The sequence below is a fragment of the Algoriphagus sp. genome (genome assembly GCF_046296635.1).
Taxonomy (GTDB): Bacteria; Bacteroidota; Bacteroidia; order Cytophagales; family Cyclobacteriaceae; genus Algoriphagus.
The window spans coordinates 142,507-165,035 of record NZ_JBKBKZ010000003.1; the positions used below are offsets into that span (position 1 = coordinate 142,507).

The 22,529-nt window shown below is 42.2% G+C and carries 13 protein-coding genes; 7 read left to right on the top strand and 6 right to left on the bottom strand.

Going from position 1 to position 22,529, the window contains the following annotated elements:
- Positions 1-9 precede the first annotated feature (9 nt).
- The gene (locus tag ACK4HU_RS04040; RefSeq protein ID WP_409803562.1) at positions 10-246 is read left to right on the top strand and encodes a hypothetical protein; all 237 of its coding nucleotides are present in this window, start codon (positions 10-12) and stop codon (positions 244-246) included.
- Here ACK4HU_RS04040 and ACK4HU_RS04045 read toward each other — a convergent pair.
- The 5 genes from ACK4HU_RS04045 to ACK4HU_RS04065 form a co-directional block, all read right to left on the bottom strand.
- Positions 243-1,619, bottom strand: a complete 1,377-nt coding sequence (locus ACK4HU_RS04045) for a glycoside hydrolase family 140 protein (protein WP_409803563.1) — start codon at positions 1,617-1,619, stop codon at positions 243-245. The two genes, ACK4HU_RS04040 and ACK4HU_RS04045, sit on opposite strands and share 4 nt — an antisense overlap.
- Before the next feature lie 47 nt (positions 1,620-1,666).
- Positions 1,667-2,893, bottom strand: coding sequence for an MFS transporter (locus ACK4HU_RS04050; RefSeq protein WP_409803564.1), 1,227 nt, complete (start codon positions 2,891-2,893; stop codon positions 1,667-1,669).
- Positions 2,894-3,348: 455 nt separating this feature from the next.
- Positions 3,349-6,825, bottom strand: coding sequence for a hypothetical protein (locus ACK4HU_RS04055; protein ID WP_409803565.1), 3,477 nt, complete (start codon positions 6,823-6,825; stop codon positions 3,349-3,351).
- Between the two features lie 115 nt (positions 6,826-6,940).
- Positions 6,941-7,693, bottom strand: a complete 753-nt coding sequence (gene yaaA, locus ACK4HU_RS04060; RefSeq protein WP_409803566.1) for a peroxide stress protein YaaA — start codon at positions 7,691-7,693, stop codon at positions 6,941-6,943.
- A 6-nt stretch (positions 7,694-7,699) separates the two neighbouring features.
- Positions 7,700-13,219: a gliding motility-associated C-terminal domain-containing protein gene (locus ACK4HU_RS04065; RefSeq protein WP_409803567.1), complete on the bottom strand. Its 5,520-nt coding sequence runs from the start codon at positions 13,217-13,219 to the stop codon at positions 7,700-7,702.
- A gap of 94 nt (positions 13,220-13,313) precedes the next feature.
- On the opposite strand from ACK4HU_RS04065, the gene ACK4HU_RS04070 reads away from it, so the two are divergent.
- Together ACK4HU_RS04070 and ACK4HU_RS04075 are read left to right on the top strand one after the other, a co-directional pair.
- Positions 13,314-14,348, top strand: coding sequence for a type IX secretion system membrane protein PorP/SprF (locus tag ACK4HU_RS04070; RefSeq protein ID WP_409803622.1), 1,035 nt, complete (start codon positions 13,314-13,316; stop codon positions 14,346-14,348).
- A gap of 8 nt (positions 14,349-14,356) precedes the next feature.
- Positions 14,357-15,586 carry a M48 family metallopeptidase gene (locus ACK4HU_RS04075; protein ID WP_409803568.1) on the top strand — a complete coding sequence of 410 codons (1,230 nt, stop codon included), beginning with the start codon at positions 14,357-14,359 and terminating at the stop codon, positions 15,584-15,586.
- A gap of 650 nt (positions 15,587-16,236) precedes the next feature.
- On the opposite strand, the gene ACK4HU_RS04080 is transcribed toward ACK4HU_RS04075, so the two are convergent.
- Positions 16,237-17,661, bottom strand: coding sequence for a Gfo/Idh/MocA family oxidoreductase (locus ACK4HU_RS04080; RefSeq protein ID WP_409803569.1), 1,425 nt, complete (start codon positions 17,659-17,661; stop codon positions 16,237-16,239).
- A gap of 315 nt (positions 17,662-17,976) precedes the next feature.
- On the opposite strand from ACK4HU_RS04080, the gene ACK4HU_RS04085 reads away from it, so the two are divergent.
- The 4 genes from ACK4HU_RS04085 to ACK4HU_RS04100 all read left to right on the top strand — a co-directional run bounded on the left by ACK4HU_RS04085 (position 17,977) and on the right by ACK4HU_RS04100 (position 22,524).
- Positions 17,977-19,089: a 6-bladed beta-propeller gene (locus tag ACK4HU_RS04085; RefSeq protein WP_409803570.1), complete on the top strand. Its 1,113-nt coding sequence runs from the start codon at positions 17,977-17,979 to the stop codon at positions 19,087-19,089.
- Positions 19,090-19,195: 106 nt separating this feature from the next.
- Positions 19,196-20,086, top strand: coding sequence for a phytanoyl-CoA dioxygenase family protein (locus tag ACK4HU_RS04090; RefSeq protein ID WP_409803571.1), 891 nt, complete (start codon positions 19,196-19,198; stop codon positions 20,084-20,086).
- A gap of 450 nt (positions 20,087-20,536) precedes the next feature.
- Complete coding sequence (locus tag ACK4HU_RS04095; RefSeq protein ID WP_409803572.1) at positions 20,537-21,406, top strand: DUF808 domain-containing protein; 870 nt, start codon at positions 20,537-20,539, stop codon at positions 21,404-21,406.
- Positions 21,407-21,507: 101 nt separating this feature from the next.
- Complete coding sequence (locus ACK4HU_RS04100) at positions 21,508-22,524, top strand: ThuA domain-containing protein (protein ID WP_409803573.1); 1,017 nt, start codon at positions 21,508-21,510, stop codon at positions 22,522-22,524.
- The last annotated feature ends 5 nt before the right edge of the window (positions 22,525-22,529 follow it).

Below are 22,529 nucleotides of genomic sequence, written 5' to 3' on the forward strand. Positions count from 1 at the left end.
AATTTGATTATGCGACGATTTTATTTTCTTCTGATTTTTATTCTTATATCCTCCTGCGAAGACTTGTTCGATGTCAAGCGTGAGAAGGGACCCTGCACCATTCAATTAGCAAATGGTGGTACTATTACAACTCAGGAGGATATCGAAATTCTACAAGCTACCGGGACCATTACTTATCGTGATGATGAAGGCAAACTTTGGTCAATCCCAGCTGATGAATATTCGAGCTATTCCTGTGGAAATTAATCCATAGAATCAATTATCAAAACCCAGTCATTTCCTCTCCCGAAACTTGGAGGCGCCACTTCCAAAGGAACTCCTTTTGAAACTGATGTTCCTTCAATACCTGGAAATTCAACACCGGTTCTAGGATCCATCCAAGTCAATTTGAATGCTTCGCCAACAAGATTTTTCAAATCGATGGAGACCTTTTTTCCGTCAGGAAAATAGAACATTGCAAACCTTCCCTTTGTATCACGAGTTGCTGATACAAAGGAATCATCGTCTTGTTGGTTTCCCACAATCAAACTTTGGTCAGGAATCCTGTCAAAATAAGTGCGACTGAGCACAAGATTTTTCAGATGCTTAACCTGATTAGCCGCTTCAAGATCCATTGATTTATGCCAGGGTTTTAAAGGTGCATTGATGGGCGCTTTATCCAAATCAAACATCTGCCAAACTGCGTGACACCCGTATGTCTGTCCTGCTGCTCCGGCAAAAACATTCCAATACATGATCCTTCGGATGTCCGCCGCCTCACTGTATCCAAGCTCTTTTGCATTGAAACATTTGGGATGTTCCTCATACATTGGTTCCCCGTCGATGGTAGGTTTCTGGGGTGAAAGACTCAGGTCATGAGCAATTTTCTCATAGGTAGGCTGATTGGGGCAATGGCCAGTCTGATGCATGTTGAAATCCAGCCAATCAGCTTGGTGAAACCAATTTGAGCTTCCTCCGGGATTGGCAGGCTGAGGGTGAAAAGTGATTAAAATAGGATTTTGAGGATTCTTGGTTTCGAGGATTCCCTTTGCCATTTGATTCCAGACTTCGATGTCTTGGGAGTTATCCCGTGGATTTCTGTCGCCTCCAAGTACCCAAACTAGATTTTTTCGATCTCGATACCGTTGTCCAATCCATTTCCCATAATGGTAGGCAGTTTGGGGAGTAAATATTTCCGGACCTGTGCCCCATGAGTTTTTGAAAAGCTTGTCTCCCCAAGTAGGGAGTAGGGCAATGTGAATGTCACGTTCTAAAGCCAAGTCCAAGACTCGATCAACATGGGTGAAATAAGCCTCATTGTATTCCCAGTTTTCCAGATTCAGGAATGGGCGGTCTCCAATCGCATTGGGAGTATGTATTCCATCCAATTCAGCTAAAACCACAGCCTGAATTACATTAAATCCTTGTTCTTTTCTGGTATTAAGGTATAGCGTTGCCTCATTTTCATCGAGACGATGAAAGAGTTCCCAGGCTGTATCAGCCAACCAGAAAAACGGTTTACCTTCAGAAGTCATCAGATATCGATTTTCAGGGTGAACCTGAATTGGGCCATTGATTTTTTGAGCATTTGAACTGAAAGCCAAAAGAAATGCAAAGAAGGAGATGATTGATTTTTTCATAATTGAAGCAAAAAAAAGCAGCCCAAAGGCTGCTTTTGTGAATTGAATTAATGTGCGGTAGCAACCACTGGCTTGGAGCCTTTTTGCCAGATAAAGAAGATGATGAATAATACAATCAGGATTCCAGGAAAGAGCAGCATTTTTTGCAGTGTCTCCTGACCTGCTGCCAATTCCAAAGCATCACCTGCAAGTCCTGCAGTGCCATAAGTAGCTCTTGAAGTATCGATCCAACCTCCAATAATGGGCTGGAAGATCGCAGTGGAAAACATCCCAATCCCGCCGATGATGGACATTCCCAATGCCCCGGAGAGTGGAACTCGCTGCGCAACTGCACCAACCATTACTGGCCAGAAATAACAAACCCCAATAGCAAAAATCACAGCTGCAACATAGGCCATTGGACCCGTGACTGTGCTAAACATGAATATACCAATTGCTGTGAAAATTGAACCGCCAAGCAAGACACCGGTTTGGCCAAGGGCTTTTACCACCGGACCTGCAAAGAAACGGCCTACAGCCATTACTCCTGTGGTAAGTGCCAAAATCAACATTGGACTAGCACCACTAGAACCCATGATCAAACCAACCCACTGCTGAGGGCCAAATTCGGAAATTGCAGTGAACGCCATAGCTATAAATAAGAATATGAACACTGGGCTAAGCATAGCTTTGAAGTTGGAACTGACAGAAGTTACTCCTTCCACTTTCGGTTGTGGAAATGCTTTACCAAAGAACAATACTGCATAAGCAACTGTAGGAATCATCATCACCCAAACTTGAGTCTGCCATGCAAAACCACCGTCTGTCAAAAACTTGGACACCAAGCTACCCAACACGATTCCTCCTGGAAACCACATGTGGAATCGGTTTAGCATTTTATTAAGCGTAGTGCCAGAGTACATATCTGCAATCATAGGATTACAAGCAGCCTCTGTACATCCATTTCCAAATCCTATAAACAAAGTAGAAATCAATAGCGTGGTATATCCGTCTGCAAAAATGGTTAATAAGATACCCAAAGTATGGGTGACAAAGGCGATTCGCATAATATTGGCTGGACCAACAATATGGTAAAACAGACCTCCAAGGATCATGGAAATCGGAAATCCGAGAAACCACATGGAGTTGATGAAGCCTAATTGCTCAGCAGATAAGCCAAATGAATCACCCAATTGAGGGAGAATACCGGCTCGAATTGAGAACGAGAAAGCGGTGGTGATTAGCGCCAGACAACTTGCATTGAAAAGGGCGCTGCGATTGATGGTTTGAGTCATAGAGCGTGATTTGGTTTTTGGGTTGAATTAAACTAGTGCTTGAAACGGTTCAAAATAGAAAAAAAAAAGGATTTAGCTTTCCCGTGGTAGAAATAATTCCTTGAAAGGATATTGTGCCTGTTTTGAAGGTGCCAAAAAGAAGCTAGTTTTAATCCGAAAAATGATGCTTTTGAATCAGCTTTATGCTGTCCGCTTAGATTTTTGGGTCTTAGAATCCTCCTTCTATAAGGGATTTAGTATACTTATAAAACACTTTATATGTATATAGGAAAACTGCCAGTATCCTTTGAATAGGCTTAATATAACCCGAAAACACTTAATGTTAGGCTCCACCGGTTTCCGGTCACTGGACCTGCCTTTGCCGGTAGGCAGGCATCCAGCCCAATTGAGTTATTAAATTAGCTTATGGCAGGATAGCCTATAATTAGGCCCTTTAATTTTGGCGGTCGTCAAAACTAGTTGATCACCAAGATAGAGCCCATTTGCTCTTTGGTAATGTTCTTTTCATTATTTATAAAGTTCATCCGATAGGCATAGGAACCAGGAGGTAATTTTTCCCCTCTGTAATAGCCATCCCAGAGGCAGGTTGACTCCTCGGTCAAAAGCCCGGAATTTTTGCAATGAAAGATAACTTCACCCCATTTACTGAAAACCCAGATTTCAAGGTCATCAATGAGGTAGTTGGTGTAAATCAAAAATGGTTTTTCAGGATTTCCCGGCTGAATTGCATTCGGGAACATTGCCTTTAGTTCACATTCTTCCTCAGTGATGAATGAAGTCTCATAAGCACATCCTTCGCTACTAATAACGATCAGCTTATAGGCTCCAATTTGAACAGGCTTATAGATGGGTGAGCTAGAAACCAAATTATCATCATAGTACCATGCATAGCTAGCAAAGCTACCGGGATTAATTTGGGGAGCTATTTCATATCTCGGGCAAATCTGATAAATCTCCTCAACTGTGGGTCTTACCAAATCGGTGCTACGGAGTATCAAAGCAAGGTCGAATCCGATCACACAGCCAAATTGATTAATCGCTCTTGCTTCGTAAGTCCCTTCGTTTACGGCTAAGATTTCGCGTTTATTCAATTCAGATGTGAGTTGTGATTCAACTCCGGAGATATTGGTAAACCACCACTCTAATTTATCAATGGCACTGAAATCAGTTTCCACTGAAAGTGTAGCAGAAGGAGAGTCGGGGCAAAAGGGTTCTTTTATAAGTGTTACACTCACATTTAAAATAGGTTGAGGCACCTCAAAAACTTTTATGTCTTGATCGCAGGGCAGACTGCCTTTTGGTTGCACATCTAATGCAAAACTTCCAAAGTCATTAAGAATTAAGTATTCTTCGTTTCCAACTTCAATGCCTTGGGCATTTAGCCAGCTGAATTCCGCATCCGAGGGGTTTGTACCGGTCAATACCGCCTGATAGGTTTTAACCCCATCGCAGGATTCACTTATAAGGACAGGTTCAAATTCGATTTTTTTATTGATTGTAACCTCTATCACTTGCTCATCTGGACAAAGTGGAGACAATGGATCCGGGTTAAAACCAAAAAATGTATAAGTTCCGCTTTGGTTAAGAAGGAAAGTCTGTGCGGAAGTTTTAGTGACTATCTCTCCACTTGGATAAGTGACGATGAAAGTCAGATTCTGAATAGTCGTAGGAGAGAAATTATAGCTTTCGCAAACGGAAAGTAGGTCAGGGATATCAAAAGCTACCCGGTTAGGAGTGACATCCACCTCAATCGAATTTCTGCCCAATTCACAATCCTTACCAATTTGTGGAATTATACTGTAAACGGTGGCCTCGTAAATACCTTCCAGGTCCACCGTGATTTCTGTTTGATCATCAAATTGGGGAAGCAGTATAATCTCTCCTGACTCACTAAACCTTCTCCAGACGATATTCGTCACCTGATCCTGAAAAGTAGTCTCTAAAGTAATGGTGGAAGATGGTCGAAGCTCACAGAGTTTAGTTGCCATGAGGCTTACTTCCACTTCAAGCACCGGATCCTCTATGAGGAATTCGATTGGGGGTATAGGGCAAGCTTCAGAATTTTTGGGCTGCACGTCAAGTTTGAACAGGCCAGTTGAGATCGGGACTAATTGTATTCCCTCACTGACAATTTCATCCTTTTCATTAAACCAAGTGAAGTTGAGATCTTTTGGGTCTCGCCCAAAAATCTCAGCTTCATACGTTCTATTTCCAAAGCAATCTTCTTGAACAAGTTTCGGTTCGAAAACTACCGGATCCACCAAAGTTACCATGAATTCTGTGAGTGTGGGACATAAATCACTTGCTGAGGCGGGACTTCCAACGAGTTGATGAAGTCCTGCTTGTTGGACAAGTAAAGGTTCTCCAGCTGGTTTGGTTTCTTTTGTGCCATCTGGAGAAATGAGGGTAAATTCCAGATCCTGACTTGTTTCCGGTACAAGTTCAAAGGATTGGCAAATGAATAATTCCTTAGGAATTGAAAACTGGACTTGATTTTTCCCCTTGATTTGAATCAATTCTTTTTTAGGAACAGTACAACTATCGAGATTAAGCAATTCAAACACATAAGTTCCACCTTGAATCTGAACAGGTATAGTACTTTGATTCAAAAAACTTCCAGAATTAGCTACTCCTCCCTTTTCATTTAGGACACGATAATGCCCATCAGTAGGTCCATTTGCTAGTTGAATAATAAAACTTCCTAATTCCTTACCTGTATCTGTACATGATTCACCTAGAAAATCAATGAGATCGTATTCTAATTGTTGGGGAGTGGTTTCTATTGGCACTATGGCTGCGTAAGCATTGGAGCAGGATCCTAAATAACTCAATAGGCTGTAAGCCCCCGATTCAAGATTAGGAATTTCAAATATTTGACCGGGTGATAGTGATGGAGTTGTATACTTGGTCTCTTCTATTGTAATAAAATCTATAGAAGTGAGTGCTCTGACCCGAATTGATCCATTTGCCACATTACAATCGCTCGCACCTATGGGATCAAGAATTTCAAAATCCGGCAATGGGAAGTAAGCCAAAGGTGCTGACTTTTGAATGACGCAACCCGGCACATCGGAATTAATCAGTTCGAATACGACCTCATAATTACCTGTCCCACTTGATAAATAATTTGGAGAAATTGTGATCGAACTACTCGAAGTAATAAAATTAAGAGAAGGTTCTCCTATCTTCTTTAGATACCAATTTCCATAGATGTTTGGCTCGGTAGAAAACTTTAAAGATTCATTTGGGCAGATACTATTGCCCTCAGCGATTATATCAAAAATGGATGAATCGATGATCGTGGTGCTAAGCGATCGATAACAATCTTGCAAACCTCCAACTGATTGAGAAAAAAAGTCAACAGTATACGTTCCTGGAGTGGTGACGGTAAGTTTGTTGCTAGTTCCGATGACCGCTCCTGCGCCATTTTTCCATTCAAATTTGAAAAGTGCTAATGTGGGAGTCAGTGGATCAATAGCATTGAGTTCGAGTGGATCACTACCGCAGAGTTGATAGCTGGGATTCAGTTTGACACTCGGAGCAGGCTGTACGACTATGTTTTTTGTCTTTTTGGGAAATGGAATGGAGGCTCGGCTTACTATTAATTCGATTCGATAAGCTCCTGGATCTTTAAAAGTTGCAGAGATAGTTTGAAATCCTCCTTGTTTGCTGAAAAACTCTTTACCCGTTGCATCAAAAATTTTCCAATCATAAACATCCGTCACGGCGTTTCCCCCTCCTGAAAATTCTCCTATCACGCTTCCAAACTGAATGCAAAGTCTGTCAGGACCTGTGATATCCGGATCATTCACATTGACTAGACCTGAACCCAAAAATCTCCCACTAAGAGAGTCTATTGCTCCCTTAGCAAAAACTAACACCAGAATTAATAATCCGGTGAAAAGTGAGGATTTTAATAGCTTTGAATTCAAAATTATTAAGGGGACTAGGGCAGCAATATTTTTATTCCTCCAAGGTAATCCTTTTACCTTCCTCAAAAAAATTAGCTGAAAATCATTTCCACACTTAAAGCCTGTTTATTGTAGTTTATCTAATAAAAAACCAGTTTTTATTATTACTTAGCTCGGTAGAAAATTCATAATTTTCTTGATTGAAGGTTTTTAGAATATCTGGATCAATTATTTTATTTTTTATTGCAAAATCGGTCATCATTCCTCTTGCTTGCTTTGCAAAAAGACCAATAGTTTGATATTTACCACTTTTGAATTCCTTGAAATGGATGTTGATCACCGAGCTTTTTAGCGTATTTAATTCAACTGCTTTGAAATATTCCTGAGAGGCAAGATTTATGATTGTATCCCCTTTGGAAGCTTCTTTTATTGCTTTAGCTATTTTTGTGCCCCAAAACTCGTATAGGTTTTTTCCTTTTTTTGTAACTAAGCGTGTGCCCATTTCCAGTCTGTAGGGTTGAATCAGATCGAGAGGTTTAAGAAGTCCATAGAGTCCGGATAAAATCCTCAGGTGGTTTTGGGCAAAATCAAACTCGACCTGAGAATAATTATCTACATCAATTTTGGTATACACATCTCCTTTGAAAGCTAACAACGCTTGTTTTGAATTATCAGTATTGAATTCCTTCTGAAATGTCTTATATCGCTCTTCGTTCAAGGCAGCCAAATTTTCACTCACATCCATGAGTTTCGAAATGTCAAGAGCCGATTTTTTCTTCATAACATTCACTAGAGCCTTAATGTCTGAGGCAAATTCAGGGTGTGTGTAATCTTTGAAATTTGGGATGGAGTAATCCAGGGTCTTGGCAGGTGAAATCAGAATCAGCATACTAAACTATTGGATAATCGTAATCGCTTTGGTTTCGCTTTGGGTAATATTTTGAGCTTGAGAGGTAAACTTCACCACTACAGCATATGTTCCATTCGGGACGTAATTTCCGTTAACAATTCCGTCCCAAGGGCAGAAAGGCTGTCTTGGCTCTATATTCTTATGCTCACAATAGAAAATAAGTTCACCCCAACGATTGAAAATAAACACTTCAATATCGTCTATGAATTCATTGGCGTATAGAATGAAGTTTCGGTTTGGATCACCCAATACTACCCCATTCGGATAAGAAATTCGCAACCTGCAGTCTTCATTTACCTTAAAGGTAGCGATGTATTCACAGCCCAGATTATCAGAAACTCGAAGTTCGTAGTCGCCGGGAAGATTTGGGGTAAATATTGCATTTTGCGAAACCACCTCACCATTCAAAATCCAGCTGTAATTATCATATACTCCCGGATCAATACTAGTGGAAACTCCTTCTATTGCACAAATGGTGATTTCGTCCAAAGGCACTACCGGAGGGATAATAGTTGATTTTGCAACTACACCATTCGCTCTACCAAGTTCACAACCAAATGCACTTCTGAGTAAGGCTTCATATGTTCCTTCTTGCGAAACATCTATAATTGGCAAATCATCAAAAGCGAAAATTCGAGTCCGAGTGCCACCCACCACCCTATACCATTCAATTTCTGAAACCTTAGATAAATCAGCCACCACGGTAATAGTTGTACTGGTTTGTTCAATGCAGAATGGCACTACATCCAGACTCACAGTCACTGCCTCTGTCAGAATTTCTGCGGTGAAAGGTATTGGGTTGGTTGGACAAAGTCCACCTGCCAAGGGTTGCACTTCCAAAGTATAATTTCCATCACGACTTGGAACGAAGGTTTGACGCCTTCCTACTATGACACCCAAATCATCTTTCCAAAGGAAAATCACATCTGCTGGAGCTGCATTATTCAAAATAGCCTCATAGCGAACTCCAGTCTGACAGTCCACGAAAGGACCGGAAAGAGCGTAATCAAGAGGCTGAGTGATCGTGACATTCATTTCGATCTCACGTGGACAGTCCCCACCATTTGGATCTACGCCAAGGATGCTGTAAAGGCCCGTCTGAGTAAATGTGAAATTTCCCGATGCATCAGCCGAAATGATATTTCCAGTTGCGTTAGTCGCGGTGTAAGTTAAAGGATCAGGACCAGATGGAGTGAAAATAAAACTTTCACAGGCGGTCACATTGGTGGGAACTGAGAATACTACCTCAAATTTTTGGGCGATAGAATATACTTGGTCATCAGGTATCGAGCAACCGGATGGATCAAGGACTTCTACTAAGTAATCCCCATAAGGCACCTGAACATCAAAATTCGCTTGACCTGGAAGAGGTCCAGAGAATGTTTGACCATCACCTTGCCTTACAATGCGGTATTCTCCGATTTGGGCTGTTCCATTGTCAAAAGATATGGTGATCAATCCAGGCTCAACTCCGGAAGGATTACAAGTCTCGTCTGTAGTCGAGACTGAAAATGCAAATGCCGCTGGAGGATTAAGGTTCGCAATAGTCACCGAGGCAGAATAAAAACAGCCAGTACTATTTTCAGCTTCAATCGTGTATAATCCGGGTAGCACAGCATTTACTGGAATTGCATCTCCAGCACTTACATTAGAAAAAGTAAGATTCAGATCCGGAATCCTCACCACCGAGGCATTTGCCTGCATCGTGATTTCAAAAGATCCATCAGGAGTGGCACAATCTGTAGCTGGAGTTGTTTGTAAGGCTACAAAAAGTGGAAGTTCATTTACTGATAAATCCAATTTCTTTTCTATGGTACATCCTGGCAAAATCGGATCTTCCGTTACAAAGAATATCTCGTATTGTCCAGGACCCGGTAAAGTATTGATAAAGAGCTCCAGTTCGAAAAACTCACCCAATCCAACCCGATTTCCACTTTGATTTAATTCATAGAACCATTCTCCTGAAATCGGAGTGTCGGGTGCAAATACTACAGTTGTCTCTTCAAAGCAAACTTCAGTTGCTGTCTGAGTCAGGTCAAATTCAAAAGCAGGACCGGCAAAAACTTCCGCTGTAGAAGGGCATGTTTCAAAAAATTCCGCCTCATCCGGACTTAATCCTCCCGGAAGTCTATAGCTTACCTGAACAGTGTAAATGCTCTCCTCATCCACTATGATTGAGTTGGAGTTTTCGTCGCCGATGATCTGCCCCGCTGCGTTTGTCCACTGAAAATCATAGAGACCTTCTGCCGGATCGTATCCGTCGATTGCTGTAAGAGTTACCGGATTTCCTGCACAGAGGGTCACATCCGATGCCAATGTCAAAGTGGGTGGAGCTACAACCTCCAACTCTCCTGATGCGCGGAAATATTCCGGATCCCCGCATCTATCCACCCGTAGGTCGACAGTATAAATACCCGGTTCAGTGAAGATTTGATCCAGAGTCTGAAATGGTTCACCGGGACCTCCGAAGTTATTGAGAATTACAGTTCCATCTTCGTGGGTGATTGTCCAGAAATAAGAGTCAATATCCGGTTCACCGCCACCTTCAAGTAGTCCACTCGCACCAAGCACTGGATCTAAACAAAGTCGTAAGGGGAGTGAAAGTGCTGGTTCGGGAATGGAACTTCCTGAATTTTGAACAAAGGAAGGCAATCCCAAATTGGCGGTTCCAGGCATTGGCTGAACAGCATTTTGATTGAAGGTGCTTGTGCCTGTGCAGCCAGATCCTACTTGGATTTGGCCAATGCGATTGTCTCCAACCACAGCCACATAAATCTGTCCATCGGATGCGATTTGAAGGGCTCCCAGATTTAAGCCGCTTGTACCACTTACCTGGTTCCTTGTAGTAAGAATACAAGCTTCACGCTGAGCTCGAGTAGTCGCTGTGTCAAAGCAAGCTGGACATGTTGCAGCATCAGGGTCATTTTGATCTACCTCTTTAATAATGAATTCTTCTATTCCTGGTCCACCGTTTCTATACGAAACTAAGACTCGGTCAGAATCCTGAGAGAATTCAAGTCCATAGACATCACCATTGCAACCTAGATCGATTCTGGCATATTCTGTTAGCGCACCTGTTTGTTGATTAAATTCAAAAATCTCCAGTTTGTTGCATCCTCCCTCTGAAATGGTCACAGCTAGCTTTGTTCCATCATCGCTGAATTTCATCGCTCCGACACCTGAGTTAAACCCATGATTGCTTCCCACCGAACTCAGAACAGGACGACCGATACCTTGGCTGGATACCGGATAAGCCCGGAAGGTGTTATTGCCCAATTCATGAAACATCACCCAAGTGGTGTCACCTCCTGAAAATGCCGCTGAATGCTCAGTTGAAGGACTAAAAAGAAAATTTCCTTTTGTCGTTACATTTCCGACTCCGGTTTGATTTCCGGCTTTGATATCGACGAGCGAGTAGCTGACTGTGTTTGTTCCGTTTGCTGTGGCCTGTGTTGTAAAAAGATAATATAAGGTTTGTTGTTGCGGCACCGCCACCGCAATTACAGATTGACTGGAGGAATTATCCCCTCCGATATTATCCCCGTTTTCCATCAGGTTTCCATTGAGATCCCATACAGAATTCCCATCCGTGAAGAATAGCACTTCACCTGCTTGGTCGGAGATAGTCGTGGTTCCAGCAGGGATGTTTTGAGGATGTCGTTGGGCTATCGGTCTAGGAGTAGGAGCATTGGGGTCATTTGGATCAGGATTGAAATCCAAACCCGCACCATCGCCGAAATACCAGATGTTATTTGATTGATCAGGTAAATCCCAGATTTTCACTCTAATCTCAGCATAAGCATAGCATTCAGAGCCAAGCTCTCGGACCAAAGCCCAATATAAACCCGGAAGACAGACTTCATTTGCTTCTTTTCTAATCCATCCTCGATTGCGCTTATTTGACCAGAAATATTCGTAATTATCGCCACCACCAGGAGGTGCCTCACCATTTTGCTGACCTTGGGCAGCTTGTGCTTGGAGAAGCGGCTCCAAATCAATGCAGCTGAGACAGAGGGTTGTGTCCGAAGGGGTGAAGTTAGCCTCTAGGTTATTCTCAGTAAGGGGAATTGTTTTATTGACATTCAGTGAACTTCCATCTTCAAATTCTACAGTGAGGGTAACCGAAATACTGGTGCCCTCTGCAGCATCTTGTGGTACCAAAAAATGCTCTTGATTAAAGTCTGCGGGAAGAGGATTGCCATCCGAATCAGTCAATGGGGGATTAAACTCCCAAGTGAAAGATACCGGCTGATAATTTTCAGGTTTGATAGTACTGGTGAGTTGCACTGGGTTATTGGCGCAGGGGGCATCAGGACTCCAAGTGAAATCTATTGCCGGAGTAATATCTGCGTTTGGAGCAAATACTGGGAAAATCGTTCCGCAGAGGTCAGTTCCGTTAAATGGATCTTCTTCCACATTGACTAGAGCTAGATCTTGCTCATCGGGATTTGTTACTCTTCCAATCAGTTGGGGACCACCCGGCACTTCTTCGTATATATAGTAGAGTTGACCATCTGGCCCTGACTTAATATCATAAACTTGGTTCAATCCTGCGGTTAAAGGAATTTCTTCAGGAGTTGCGCTGAGATCTGCACTTGGAACTCTGAAAAGCTGATTACCCCTAGAAAAATAGATAAATGACCCATCTGGCGAAAAATCCGCCCCGCCTATTTCATCAGTTCCACCCGAACCTGAAATTGGTTCTGGATTACCAAAGTTTCCCGTACTTGTGTCGAAAGGAATTACCAAGATGTCATCCCCAGTATTTTCTGAAATGACGATTAACCTGCGGTTTTCTTCATCAAAGATGATGGCTTTGGGAGTAAAAGGGATCCCTTCTGTATCTGTTTGAGTAAAATCTCCTTGAGTATTTCCAAATCTTCTGGAGACCAGGTTTCCTCCATTAAAGCTGATGAGGTAAGAAGAAGATGAAGAGGTTTTTACTACTAAAATTGCCCCTGAGGCCGGCCCGATCACCTGATCTTTTGTTGTGACTTCGCCTAATGGTCGTTGATTTCCTGTAGCTTGTCCTGCTGCATTCATGTCTACTACTGAATAAAGCAGCTGTCCTCCGGGAGATATATAAAAAATGTAAAACAACTTATTCCCATCCGGATCATATTCCAAAAAACCCGTGGCAACTTTTTGTCTTCCGTCTATATCGCCATTGAGACCTGGAGCACTTCCTTGGATAGGATTGGAGCTATTATCGTAAACCAAAACTCCGTTTGTAGTAAAAAGTGGCTGACCTGTGATCGGATCTATTGCAATTGCATTATTATTTTTTCCAATTAAAACTGTTCCAGGCAAAGTTTGAACATTGGCTGTGCCACCCTTTCCAAAAGATAAATAGCTGTTTGGAGTCCCTCCGCTGCAATATCCGAAGATCCACTCATTATCATTAAATCCTTGGGAATAGCTTTTAACACTAACTCCGAATATGCTCAGGGAAATGATGCTTGTAAAAATTAAAATGAACCTTATGGAATTAGGCCTGCTTTTCATATTTTTCGGACTGCTTACTAAAACAACCCAAGGGTTGAATCGTTTAGAAGCTAACTGAATATTCAAATAAACGAACAAATCCTTGTTACGGTCTCTGCGAAGTATTGTTTTTTTTACAGCAAGTTGGCTTGGCCTAGCCGTGGCAGCTTTTGGACAGGACCCGCAATATAGTCAGTATTACGCAGCCCCACTGTATCTGAATCCTGCAATGGCAGGTGGAGAACTTACGGGTAGGGTAGGATTCAATTACCGAAATCAGTGGCCATCCATTGATGCACAATTCACTACCTTCTCCGCATATTATGATACCTATCTACCTGATTATAACAGTGGAATAGGGTTTCATATTATGCAGGATACCGAGGGTGCAGCGAAACTCCGATCTACCACTATTTCCGCGCTGTATTCTTATGAATTGAAATTGGGTCAAAATTCTTATTTCCGCCCAGGTTTTCAGGCTAGCTACATTAGAAGAGAAATTGGCTTTTACGAAAATCTGGTATTTGCTAATCAAATAAATCCAGCTAGACCCTTTGATCCAGTAAGTCCCGGTATTGATATTCCCGGATTGGGAGATCCCGTGGGAATGTTATCACTTTCAGTTGGAGGATTATTTTTCACAGAAAATCTGTGGGCTGGATTTTCAGCTCACCATGTCAATGAACCCAATCAATCCTTCATCGATGGTGTAAGTCCCCTTCCGATGAAGCTTTCATTTCATGCAGGTTACCGGATTGATCTCGGAGAGGGTTCGATGAGAAGTGATTTTACCCACTTGAGAAGACAGCGGTCAATTACTCCTACGATTAATTACAAACAGCAGGGACCATTTCAACAACTGGACCTTGGAGCTTATTTCTATGTTGAGCCAATTGTTTTTGGACTCTGGTATCGAGGTCTACCATTCAAGCCTGTAGAAAATCAAAGTAATCGAGATGCGATCGTGATGATGGTCGGAGTCAATTTATTAAGCGGCTTGAACATTGGATACAGCTTTGATTACACCGTTTCTCAATTGGGTATTCAATCAGGAGGCGCACATGAATTAAGTGTATCCTGGACTCTACCAAACAGCTACCAAGGCAAGCCTTCCCGTCGAGACACCATTCTCCCATGTCCTAAATTCTAACTTACGCTATGAGTCCTGATAGCGTGAAATATCTCCTGATCGGAGTATTGGTTTTTGGATTTTTGGTTAGTAAAATCCTGGGTTACCTGAATATCAAAAATCCAATTCCAAAAATTCCCGAAACCCTTTCAGAATATCTTAATCCATCCAAACTGGAAGAATCTAAAGCTTATCAAAAAGAAACCTTCCGCTTTAAATTGATAGCAGGGATTTTCTCATTTATCCTTACATTTTTATTTATCGCCATGGGTTGGTTTGGTGTGATCGATACCTGGGTTGGGGATTTTGGCTTTGCTCCGCTCATTAAGTCCCTTATATTTTTTGCATTGATCTTTGTAGGGTCGGATATTATTAGTTTGCCATTTGATTATTATTCCACCTTTGTAATTGAGGAGAAATTTGGTTTCAACAAAACAACGGTAGGCACATTTTTCTCCGACAAGCTCAAAGGTTATGTGCTTTCCATTCTGGTGGGTGGAGGTTTGCTAATGGTATTTCTGTGGTTGATTCATCAGATGGGCGAGCACTTTTGGTGGCAGTTTTGGGTGATTGCGGCTGTATTTATGGTGCTGGTCAATTTGTTTTATACTGCATGGATCCTACCTCTCTTCAATAAACTTACCCCTTTGGAAGACGGAGAGCTGAAATCAAAAATCCTTCATTATGCGAGGTCAGTGGATTTTCCTTTGGATAATGTTTTTGTAATGGATGGAAGTAAGCGATCCTCCAAGGCTAATGCTTTCTTTTCAGGTTTTGGAAAAAGGAAAAAAGTGGTCCTTTACGACACACTACTTGAGCAGCATCCCCCTGATGAATTGGTGGCAGTACTGGCACATGAAGTAGGGCACTACAAGAAAAAACATATTATCTGGGGTATGATTACTTCAATTCTTCAGGTTGGACTGATGTTGTTTTTATTAGCTCAGTTTATTTTTTCTCCCACGATGAGTATGGCCTTAGGTGGACAGGCTTGGTCTGCTGAATTGAATATCATTGGTTTCACGATGCTGTTTTCTCCTGTTTCGATGATCTTGGGAATTGGGATGAATTGGCTGAGTAGGAAAAATGAATTCGAGGCCGATGAGTTTGCCAAGGAGACTTTCGCAGGTAAGCCACTAGCTGAAGCATTGAAAACCCTTTCCATCAAAACGCTAAGCAATATCAATCCTCATCCTTGGTATGTGTTTGTGAATTATTCGCACCCGCCGCTTTTGGAGCGATTGGAAAAACTGGAGTAGGACTTTTGCAAAGGAGATTTTTTTACCGCAAAGATTTTCACCATAGAGATCTCAGAGAAAAAGAGGTTGAGGGATCAGTCCTTGAATTGGACTTTTAAACTAGTCGACACGTTTGATGTTTTTCAAGGCCACGGAGAGGAAAAGCTGACGCTTTTCTTTGGTGTAACCTTTGAGTTTTTTCGAAACCTCGAAGGTTTTTATTTTAACCGCAAAGCACGCGAAGTGACGCAAAGATTTTCACCACAGAGATCTCAGAGAAAAAAAGGTTGAGGGATCAGTCCTGGATTTGGACTTTTAAACTAGTCGACACCCTTGATCTTTTTCAAGTTCACAGAGGAAAAAGCTGACGCCTTTCTTTGGTGTAACCTTTGAGTTTTTTCGAAACCTCGAAGGTTTTAATTTGTAACCGCAAAGCACGCGAAGTGACGCAAAGATTTTGAATATTTTCCCAAGTGGTTCAAGTCTTCAGACCTGCCTCGCAGTCAGGCAGGCTTGGACCAGAATTATGCAGTCGTCACACTGCGAGTTACTTATCAAAAAGATCTCTGTGGTAAAAAAACTTTGCGTTCTCGGCGCCTCCGCGGTGACATAAAAAAAGCCGCCAGATCTAAATCCAGCGGCTCTTGCTTCTTTCTTCTCGGCTCTTGCTTCTAAACCTTATAAAACTCTTCCCAACCCTTTCTCGGCGGCATTCCCGCCAAGACCTGATTAGCAAGCGGATTATTCGTGATCTGTCTCGTCTCCCGATCAAATTCCAATTTCACTCCCATCTGCTGGGCCATCACGCCAAGACAAAATACCTGACTCAACGGTCCGGCAATTTCAAAAGATGATCTGGTCTTTTCCTCGCCTTTGCAAGCCTTGAGGAAGTTTTCAAAGTGATTGGAAGGACTTTGAGGTACTACCGGAAGTTTGGATTCCCAATCTTTGGCTTTTGCCTCCGGAATGATCGAAAGTGTACTGCCATGTGAACCACCTTTGAAAGTCAGCTCTTTGCTGTAGATGATCTTTCCCGGATTTAATTTCGCAGGTTGAATCTGTCCATTGCTTGGTGGTGGGATATTTGGATCAAGTTCGGAGACGCCGTATCCGTCCGGAACGGAAGGGATGTTGTCCATTCCATCTTGCCAAGTGATTACCATTGGAGGCATTGCACCTCTGGCCGGAAACTTAAATTCCAATGTGGTTGACATCGGGAAAAAGAAGGCGTTATGTCCGGAAAGCTTGGTTGGGTTGACTTCATAAGGGAGACCCAAATCCAAGAATTCATGCGCCGTATCCATGATATGTGCGCCCCAGTCCCCCAAAGCACCCATTCCAAAGTCATACCAGCAGCGCCACTGTCCATTGTGATAATCTTTATTGAATGGATGTGGTCGGGCTTGACTTGTCCAAGTATCCCAATCTAAAGTAGATGGAACAGGTTCGGCAGCTGGAAATTTGGTGATCTTGGGATCCCAATCGTGCCAGCGCCTTCTACTGTTCATGTGAGCAGTCATCGCAGTGACATCCTTGATAATACCGACCTCTTTCCAAGCTTTGAACTGGAAATAGTTCCCCTCCGAGTGACCCTGATTTCCCATTTGTGTTGCGAGTTTCGGGTATTTTTTAGCTGCAGCCATCATCAAGTCCACTTCTTGGAAAGTGCGAGCCATAGGCTTTTCCACATAGACATGCTTACCTTCTGCCAAAGCCATCATGGTCACCGGGAAGTGCGAAAAGTCTGGTGTAGCAATACTCACTGCGTCAAATTCACCTCCGATTTCGTTAAACATCTTGCGGAAGTCCTGATACTTCTTGGCTTTAGGAAACATCCCCATCACCTCTAAAGTCTGTTTGGCACCCATATCCACATCGCAAAGCGCTACAATATTGCAAAGTCCTGTTTTGTGAAGTGATTTAATAATTTCATTGCCTCGGTTGCCAATGCCAATGCAGGCCAAATTCACTTGGTCAGATGGAGCAACATAGCCCATGGATTTTCCAAGGACTTTGGGGGAAATCAAGGTAAGGCCTGAAAGCCCAAGAGCCGCTGTGGCTCCGGTTTTCAGAAAGTCTCTTCTATTGGTTGACATGATGGGGTTGTTTTCGGGTTAAAGTATTAAAGCTGAATATAGAAAAAAGCTTTTTTTAGTAGTTAGGATTTCCTAATCTAAGGATCAAAATGATGACTTGGGGTTATTGATTTGAAAATCAACGGAAAGGTTTCCGAATATGGTTTGTGATTGATTCGACTCGAATCAAAATTGGATTAGATTCTAGAAGAAATGTAGTTTCTGAGAGTAAATGTAGAAGGATCAAAAAAATGTACCTTTTTCGAAATAAAAATGAATAAAAGTGGGAAATACCTATTCTTTTTAATTGCAGTTCTGATGAGTTGCACTCAAAAAGTGAAAGATTTGAAATCTGATATAATCCGGGTAGAGGTAGACGATCGAGGGGCGGAAATACGAATGTCAAGCCTAGTGGATACAGTTTCGGTTATTCCACTTGACAATGCAGAATTAATTGGGAGCATTGATGAATTGGTATGGGCCGAAAACAGAATTTTAATTCTTGATCGATCAAAAACGAAAAAGGTATTTATTTATGACCGGAAAGGATCTTTTATTAACTCTATTACTTCAGGCGAAGGTGAACCGGGTAGTTTTGTATTTCCTGCTTCACTCACATTGAGTGTGAACGGGGATTCATTTTTTGTAATCAGTGGTCGAACTAAAAGGATTCTTGAATATGATTTAGATGGCAATTTGATTAATGATTTTGACGTAAAAAGCTTAGGGCACTTAGATGATTTATATCCATTCGTAGATGGATTTGCGATTAAAACTAGATCTGGAAATGAAGAAAGTATAGTATTCACTGATCTAAACTTTAATAAAATAGATGTTATCCGTTCTTCAGATTTTTTTGAGGAGCCACCCTTCATTAATGGTGGAGGTTATAATTATTTCTACTCTACAGAAGAACGGGAACGATTCTATTATAAAGACATTCTGTCCAACAAGATCTTTGAAATTAAGAATCGGAAGGTTAATCAGATATATGATATTGATCTTCCGGATAGCCATGAAGTTGATTATCAAAAAGTGGGTAGATCACTAGAAAAGGTCAGTGATGCTATCAAGAAAAATGAACTTTTGGGTTTAGGTAATAATCATGTGACTTTTGGAGATTTTATGCTTATGGATGTGCAAAGAGCCAGAGTTGGACAACTTGCAATTTGGAACATTCAAGAAAATAAGATGAAATTCATTTCAAATGTGGTAAATGACCTTTCGATTCTTATAAATGTAAACGCTATATGGGGACCTTCTAATAATGCTTCAGGGAAAATGATCACTGCTGTGGAAGGCGCATTAATGACTCAATTACTGGAAAATGTTGACTACAGCTCTTCTCCTTATGCGCCTGTTTTTGATAATCTTACGGTAGCTACGGATGATAATCCTGTTTTGATTGTCTACCATTTAAAGAAAGACTATAAATGGCCTTTTGATTAAATAGCAATATTGATTTGGAAATACATTACAATTATTCAATACCAAATCCGGGTCACTGCTTGTACTTTTTTCTTAACTTTTCCATGCTCAAATCGACCTGAAACCCATGCACGACCTCGCCGATTTTCCTCATCCGATTACCGACCTTTTCACCCAGCCCACAACTGCTTCTGAATGGGAGCAATATCGACTGAGCAAAGAGCAGGTAGAATTTTTTCATGAAAATGGCTATCTCGCTGACATTAAACTTTTGAATGAAACCCAAATCGTGGTTTTGAAAAAAGCATTGGACGAAGTGATGGATCCAGCGCATCCGCTTCACCATCTTTTCCATGAATTTCATAGCAATGAATCGGGAGATCCGAATAAGGTCCTGTTTCACTCACTAGGCCATTGGCGAATCGCTGAGGCCTTTCACGATGTTATCTGGAATCCTGCTTTTCGCATGGCGGCAAGTCAATTATTGGGAGATCGGGCGGTTCGATTTTGGCATGATCAGCTCTTCTGCAAACCTGCGCATCACGGAGGAAATGTGGCCTGGCATCAAGATTACAGCTATTGGACTCGGACAGTGGCTATGCAGCACCTGACTTGCTGGTGTGGATTGGATGATGCGACGGAAGAAAACGGATGCTTGCAGTATGTTCCGGGTTCGCATCGATGGGGATTACTCGAAAAGCCCGCACTCGCCGGAGAAATGGACGGATTGATGGCGATGATGACAGATCAACAAAAAGCCGAATTCAAACCTAAGGCCATTCCGCTGAAAGCTGGGCATGCGGCATTTCATCACCCTTTGTTGGTTCATGGAAGTTTTGCCAATTATTCCGATCGATCCAGAAAAGCTTTTGTCTTGAATGTATTTGCCGATGGCACGGTCTCGGATACCAATGAACCACTTCTCGATGGTGTTCCGGTTATCCCAAAAGGCGAGAAAATGGGAGGAAAGTTCTTTCCGTTGATATTTGAAGGCGGATTGGAAGGAATGTCAGGCTGAGCAGCTTGCCCGCCGCGGCGGGGAGTCGTTGTCAGGCTGAGTCTGAGTAATCTTGGATTAACAAAAAGGCGATGACAAATCGAATGATTATTTGGTTTTTATACAATAAACCAAATAATACATACTCTGTCATTGGTAGCGGAGTCGAAGCCTTGTTGAATTGGAAGAACTTGTCCGCCGTGGAGGATTGAAAAAATTTTAAAGATTGAAAAATTGAGTTCCAAGTTTAATAATCTCAGCCTTAGTTAATCGGATTTGTAAATTGATCGGTATTCGAATGTTCAGTTAATTCTTAGCACACCCTTACCATTTAAGTCTGAAAACTTCTTGGATGCCTCGTACTTCGTAAATCGTACTTCGTAAATTTTTCCACCTTCTCGAATTTCGCTACCGCCTCTTCTTAATCTGGTTTTTCCCTCGTAAATCGTACCTCGTAAATCTAAAATCAAAATGGCTTCAGGATTATTTGCCCTATTGGATGACATCGCCACACTGATGGATGATGTGGCCGTCCTGAGTAAAGTTGCGGCGAAGAAAACCGCAGGAATACTGGGAGATGACCTCGCAGTCAATGCGGAGAAAGCTTCCGGTTTTGTGTCAGACCGAGAATTGCCTGTATTATGGGCGATCATGAAAGGGTCTTTGCTGAATAAAGTGATTATTCTTCCTGTCGCCTTCCTGCTAAGTGCCTTTTATCCACCTGCGATTATTGCGATCCTGGTAATTGGTGGTTTGTATTTGGCCTATGAGGGAGCTGAAAAAATTTATGAATATCTGGTCCCCCATCCCAAAGAAGCCCATTCGAGACTGGAACCAGAACTTACCGAAGAGCAGATTTTGGCATTGGAAAAGCAGAAGATCAAATCTGCCATCACCACGGATTTTATTTTGTCTGTTGAGATTGTGATCATTGCGATGAGCACTGTGGTGGATAAGCCTCTCGGTACTCAGATCGGTGTCGTATCTGTCATTGCCTTAATCGCCACGGTTGGTGTGTATGGGATTGTTGGATTAATTGTCCGCATGGATGAGTTTGGCTATAAACTTATTGCGCTCAACGAGGATTTGGATAGCTTTTCAGACAAAGTCGGAAGATTGCTGGTCAATGCATTGCCCTGGGTTATCCGGTTCCTTGGGGTGGTTGGGACATTAGCTTTGCTCTTGGTTTCAGGTGGAATATTCGCTCATAACATTAACTTTTTCCACCATCTGTTTGAATCTTGGCCAACGATGGTCAAAGAGTTTGTGATCGGATTGGTAGTGGGGATTTTGGTTATGATTCCGGTATTGATTTTCAAAAAGCTGCGAAAAAAGTCTTAACCGACATCGATAGGACAGGACTTGTATTTAATCAAAAAATTCTATTTTGAGAGTTCGAATTAAATTTCTGCTTAACCCTTCACCTAATAACCCATTTAGCCATGCCTCAACTTTCCAAAAGCCTTTTCTTTAGCTTAGTCCTCACTTTTTTCACCTTGTTGGCATGTGCTCAAAATGGCCAAACTTTCCTCCAATTTGAAGGAAAAGAAGGGCCGGGAAAAGGAAAGCATATCGTGCTAGTCGCAGGCGATGACGAATACCGCTCAGAGGAATCCATGCCCATGCTAGGTAAAATTCTGGCAGATCGCTATGGATTTAAAACTACAGTGCTTTTCCCCATCCATCCGGGATCAGGGGATATTGTTCCGAATTATCAAAATAACATTCTCGGTTTGGAGCATCTCGAATCTGCCGATCTGATGATAATGCTGATTCGTTTTCGTGAATTACCTGATGAGCAAAGTCGATACATTGAGAACTTTCTTAAAGCTGGAAAGCCGATTATCGGACTCCGGACATCAACCCATGGATTTGCCTATTCCAAAAACATGAATTCACCTTATGCCAAATGGGCCTTTAACAGCAAAGCCGAAGGATGGGAGCGAGGTTTTGGTCAGCGAATCTTTGGGGAAACTTGGGTCAATCACCACGGGATTCACGCCAAAGAAGGAACTCGAGCTTTGATTGACGGAGTGAAGCAAATGAATGATCATCCGGTACTGCGAGGAGTGAAAGACATTTGGGGGCCTTCAGATGTTTACGGAATCAAGAATTTACCCAAAGAAGCTGATGTGCTGATCTATGGACAAAGTACGGCAGGAATGGACGACAAAGCCCCGCTGATGTTTGAGAAATCGGTGATGCCAATTGCTTGGACCAAGCCTTACCAAATCGAAGGTGGTAAGCAAGGAACAGCGTTTGCTTCCACGATGGGAGCTTCCTTGGATTTCCAAAGTGCGGATCTGAGAAGACTGGTGATCAATGCTTCTTTTTGGCTTTTAGGGATGCAGGATACGATTACACCGGATTTGAATGTGGACTATATAGGAGAATACAAACCAACCAATTTCGGCTTTGATACCTTTAGGAAGGGAATGAGAGTTTCGGATTTCAAGTGATAGTA

Coding starts and splice junctions, on each gene's coding strand:
- ACK4HU_RS04040 (WP_409803562.1), top strand. CDS start 10: ATGCGACGATTTTATTTTCTTCTGATTTTTATTCTTATATCCTCCTGC.
- ACK4HU_RS04045 (WP_409803563.1), bottom strand. CDS start 1,619: ATGAAAAAATCAATCATCTCCTTCTTTGCATTTCTTTTGGCTTTCAGT.
- ACK4HU_RS04050 (WP_409803564.1), bottom strand. CDS start 2,893: ATGACTCAAACCATCAATCGCAGCGCCCTTTTCAATGCAAGTTGTCTG.
- yaaA (WP_409803566.1), bottom strand. CDS start 7,693: ATGCTGATTCTGATTTCACCTGCCAAGACCCTGGATTACTCCATCCCA.
- ACK4HU_RS04065 (WP_409803567.1), bottom strand. CDS start 13,219: ATGAAAAGCAGGCCTAATTCCATAAGGTTCATTTTAATTTTTACAAGC.
- ACK4HU_RS04075 (WP_409803568.1), top strand. CDS start 14,357: ATGAGTCCTGATAGCGTGAAATATCTCCTGATCGGAGTATTGGTTTTT.
- ACK4HU_RS04080 (WP_409803569.1), bottom strand. CDS start 17,661: ATGTCAACCAATAGAAGAGACTTTCTGAAAACCGGAGCCACAGCGGCT.
- ACK4HU_RS04090 (WP_409803571.1), top strand. CDS start 19,196: ATGCACGACCTCGCCGATTTTCCTCATCCGATTACCGACCTTTTCACC.
- ACK4HU_RS04095 (WP_409803572.1), top strand. CDS start 20,537: ATGGCTTCAGGATTATTTGCCCTATTGGATGACATCGCCACACTGATG.
- ACK4HU_RS04100 (WP_409803573.1), top strand. CDS start 21,508: ATGCCTCAACTTTCCAAAAGCCTTTTCTTTAGCTTAGTCCTCACTTTT.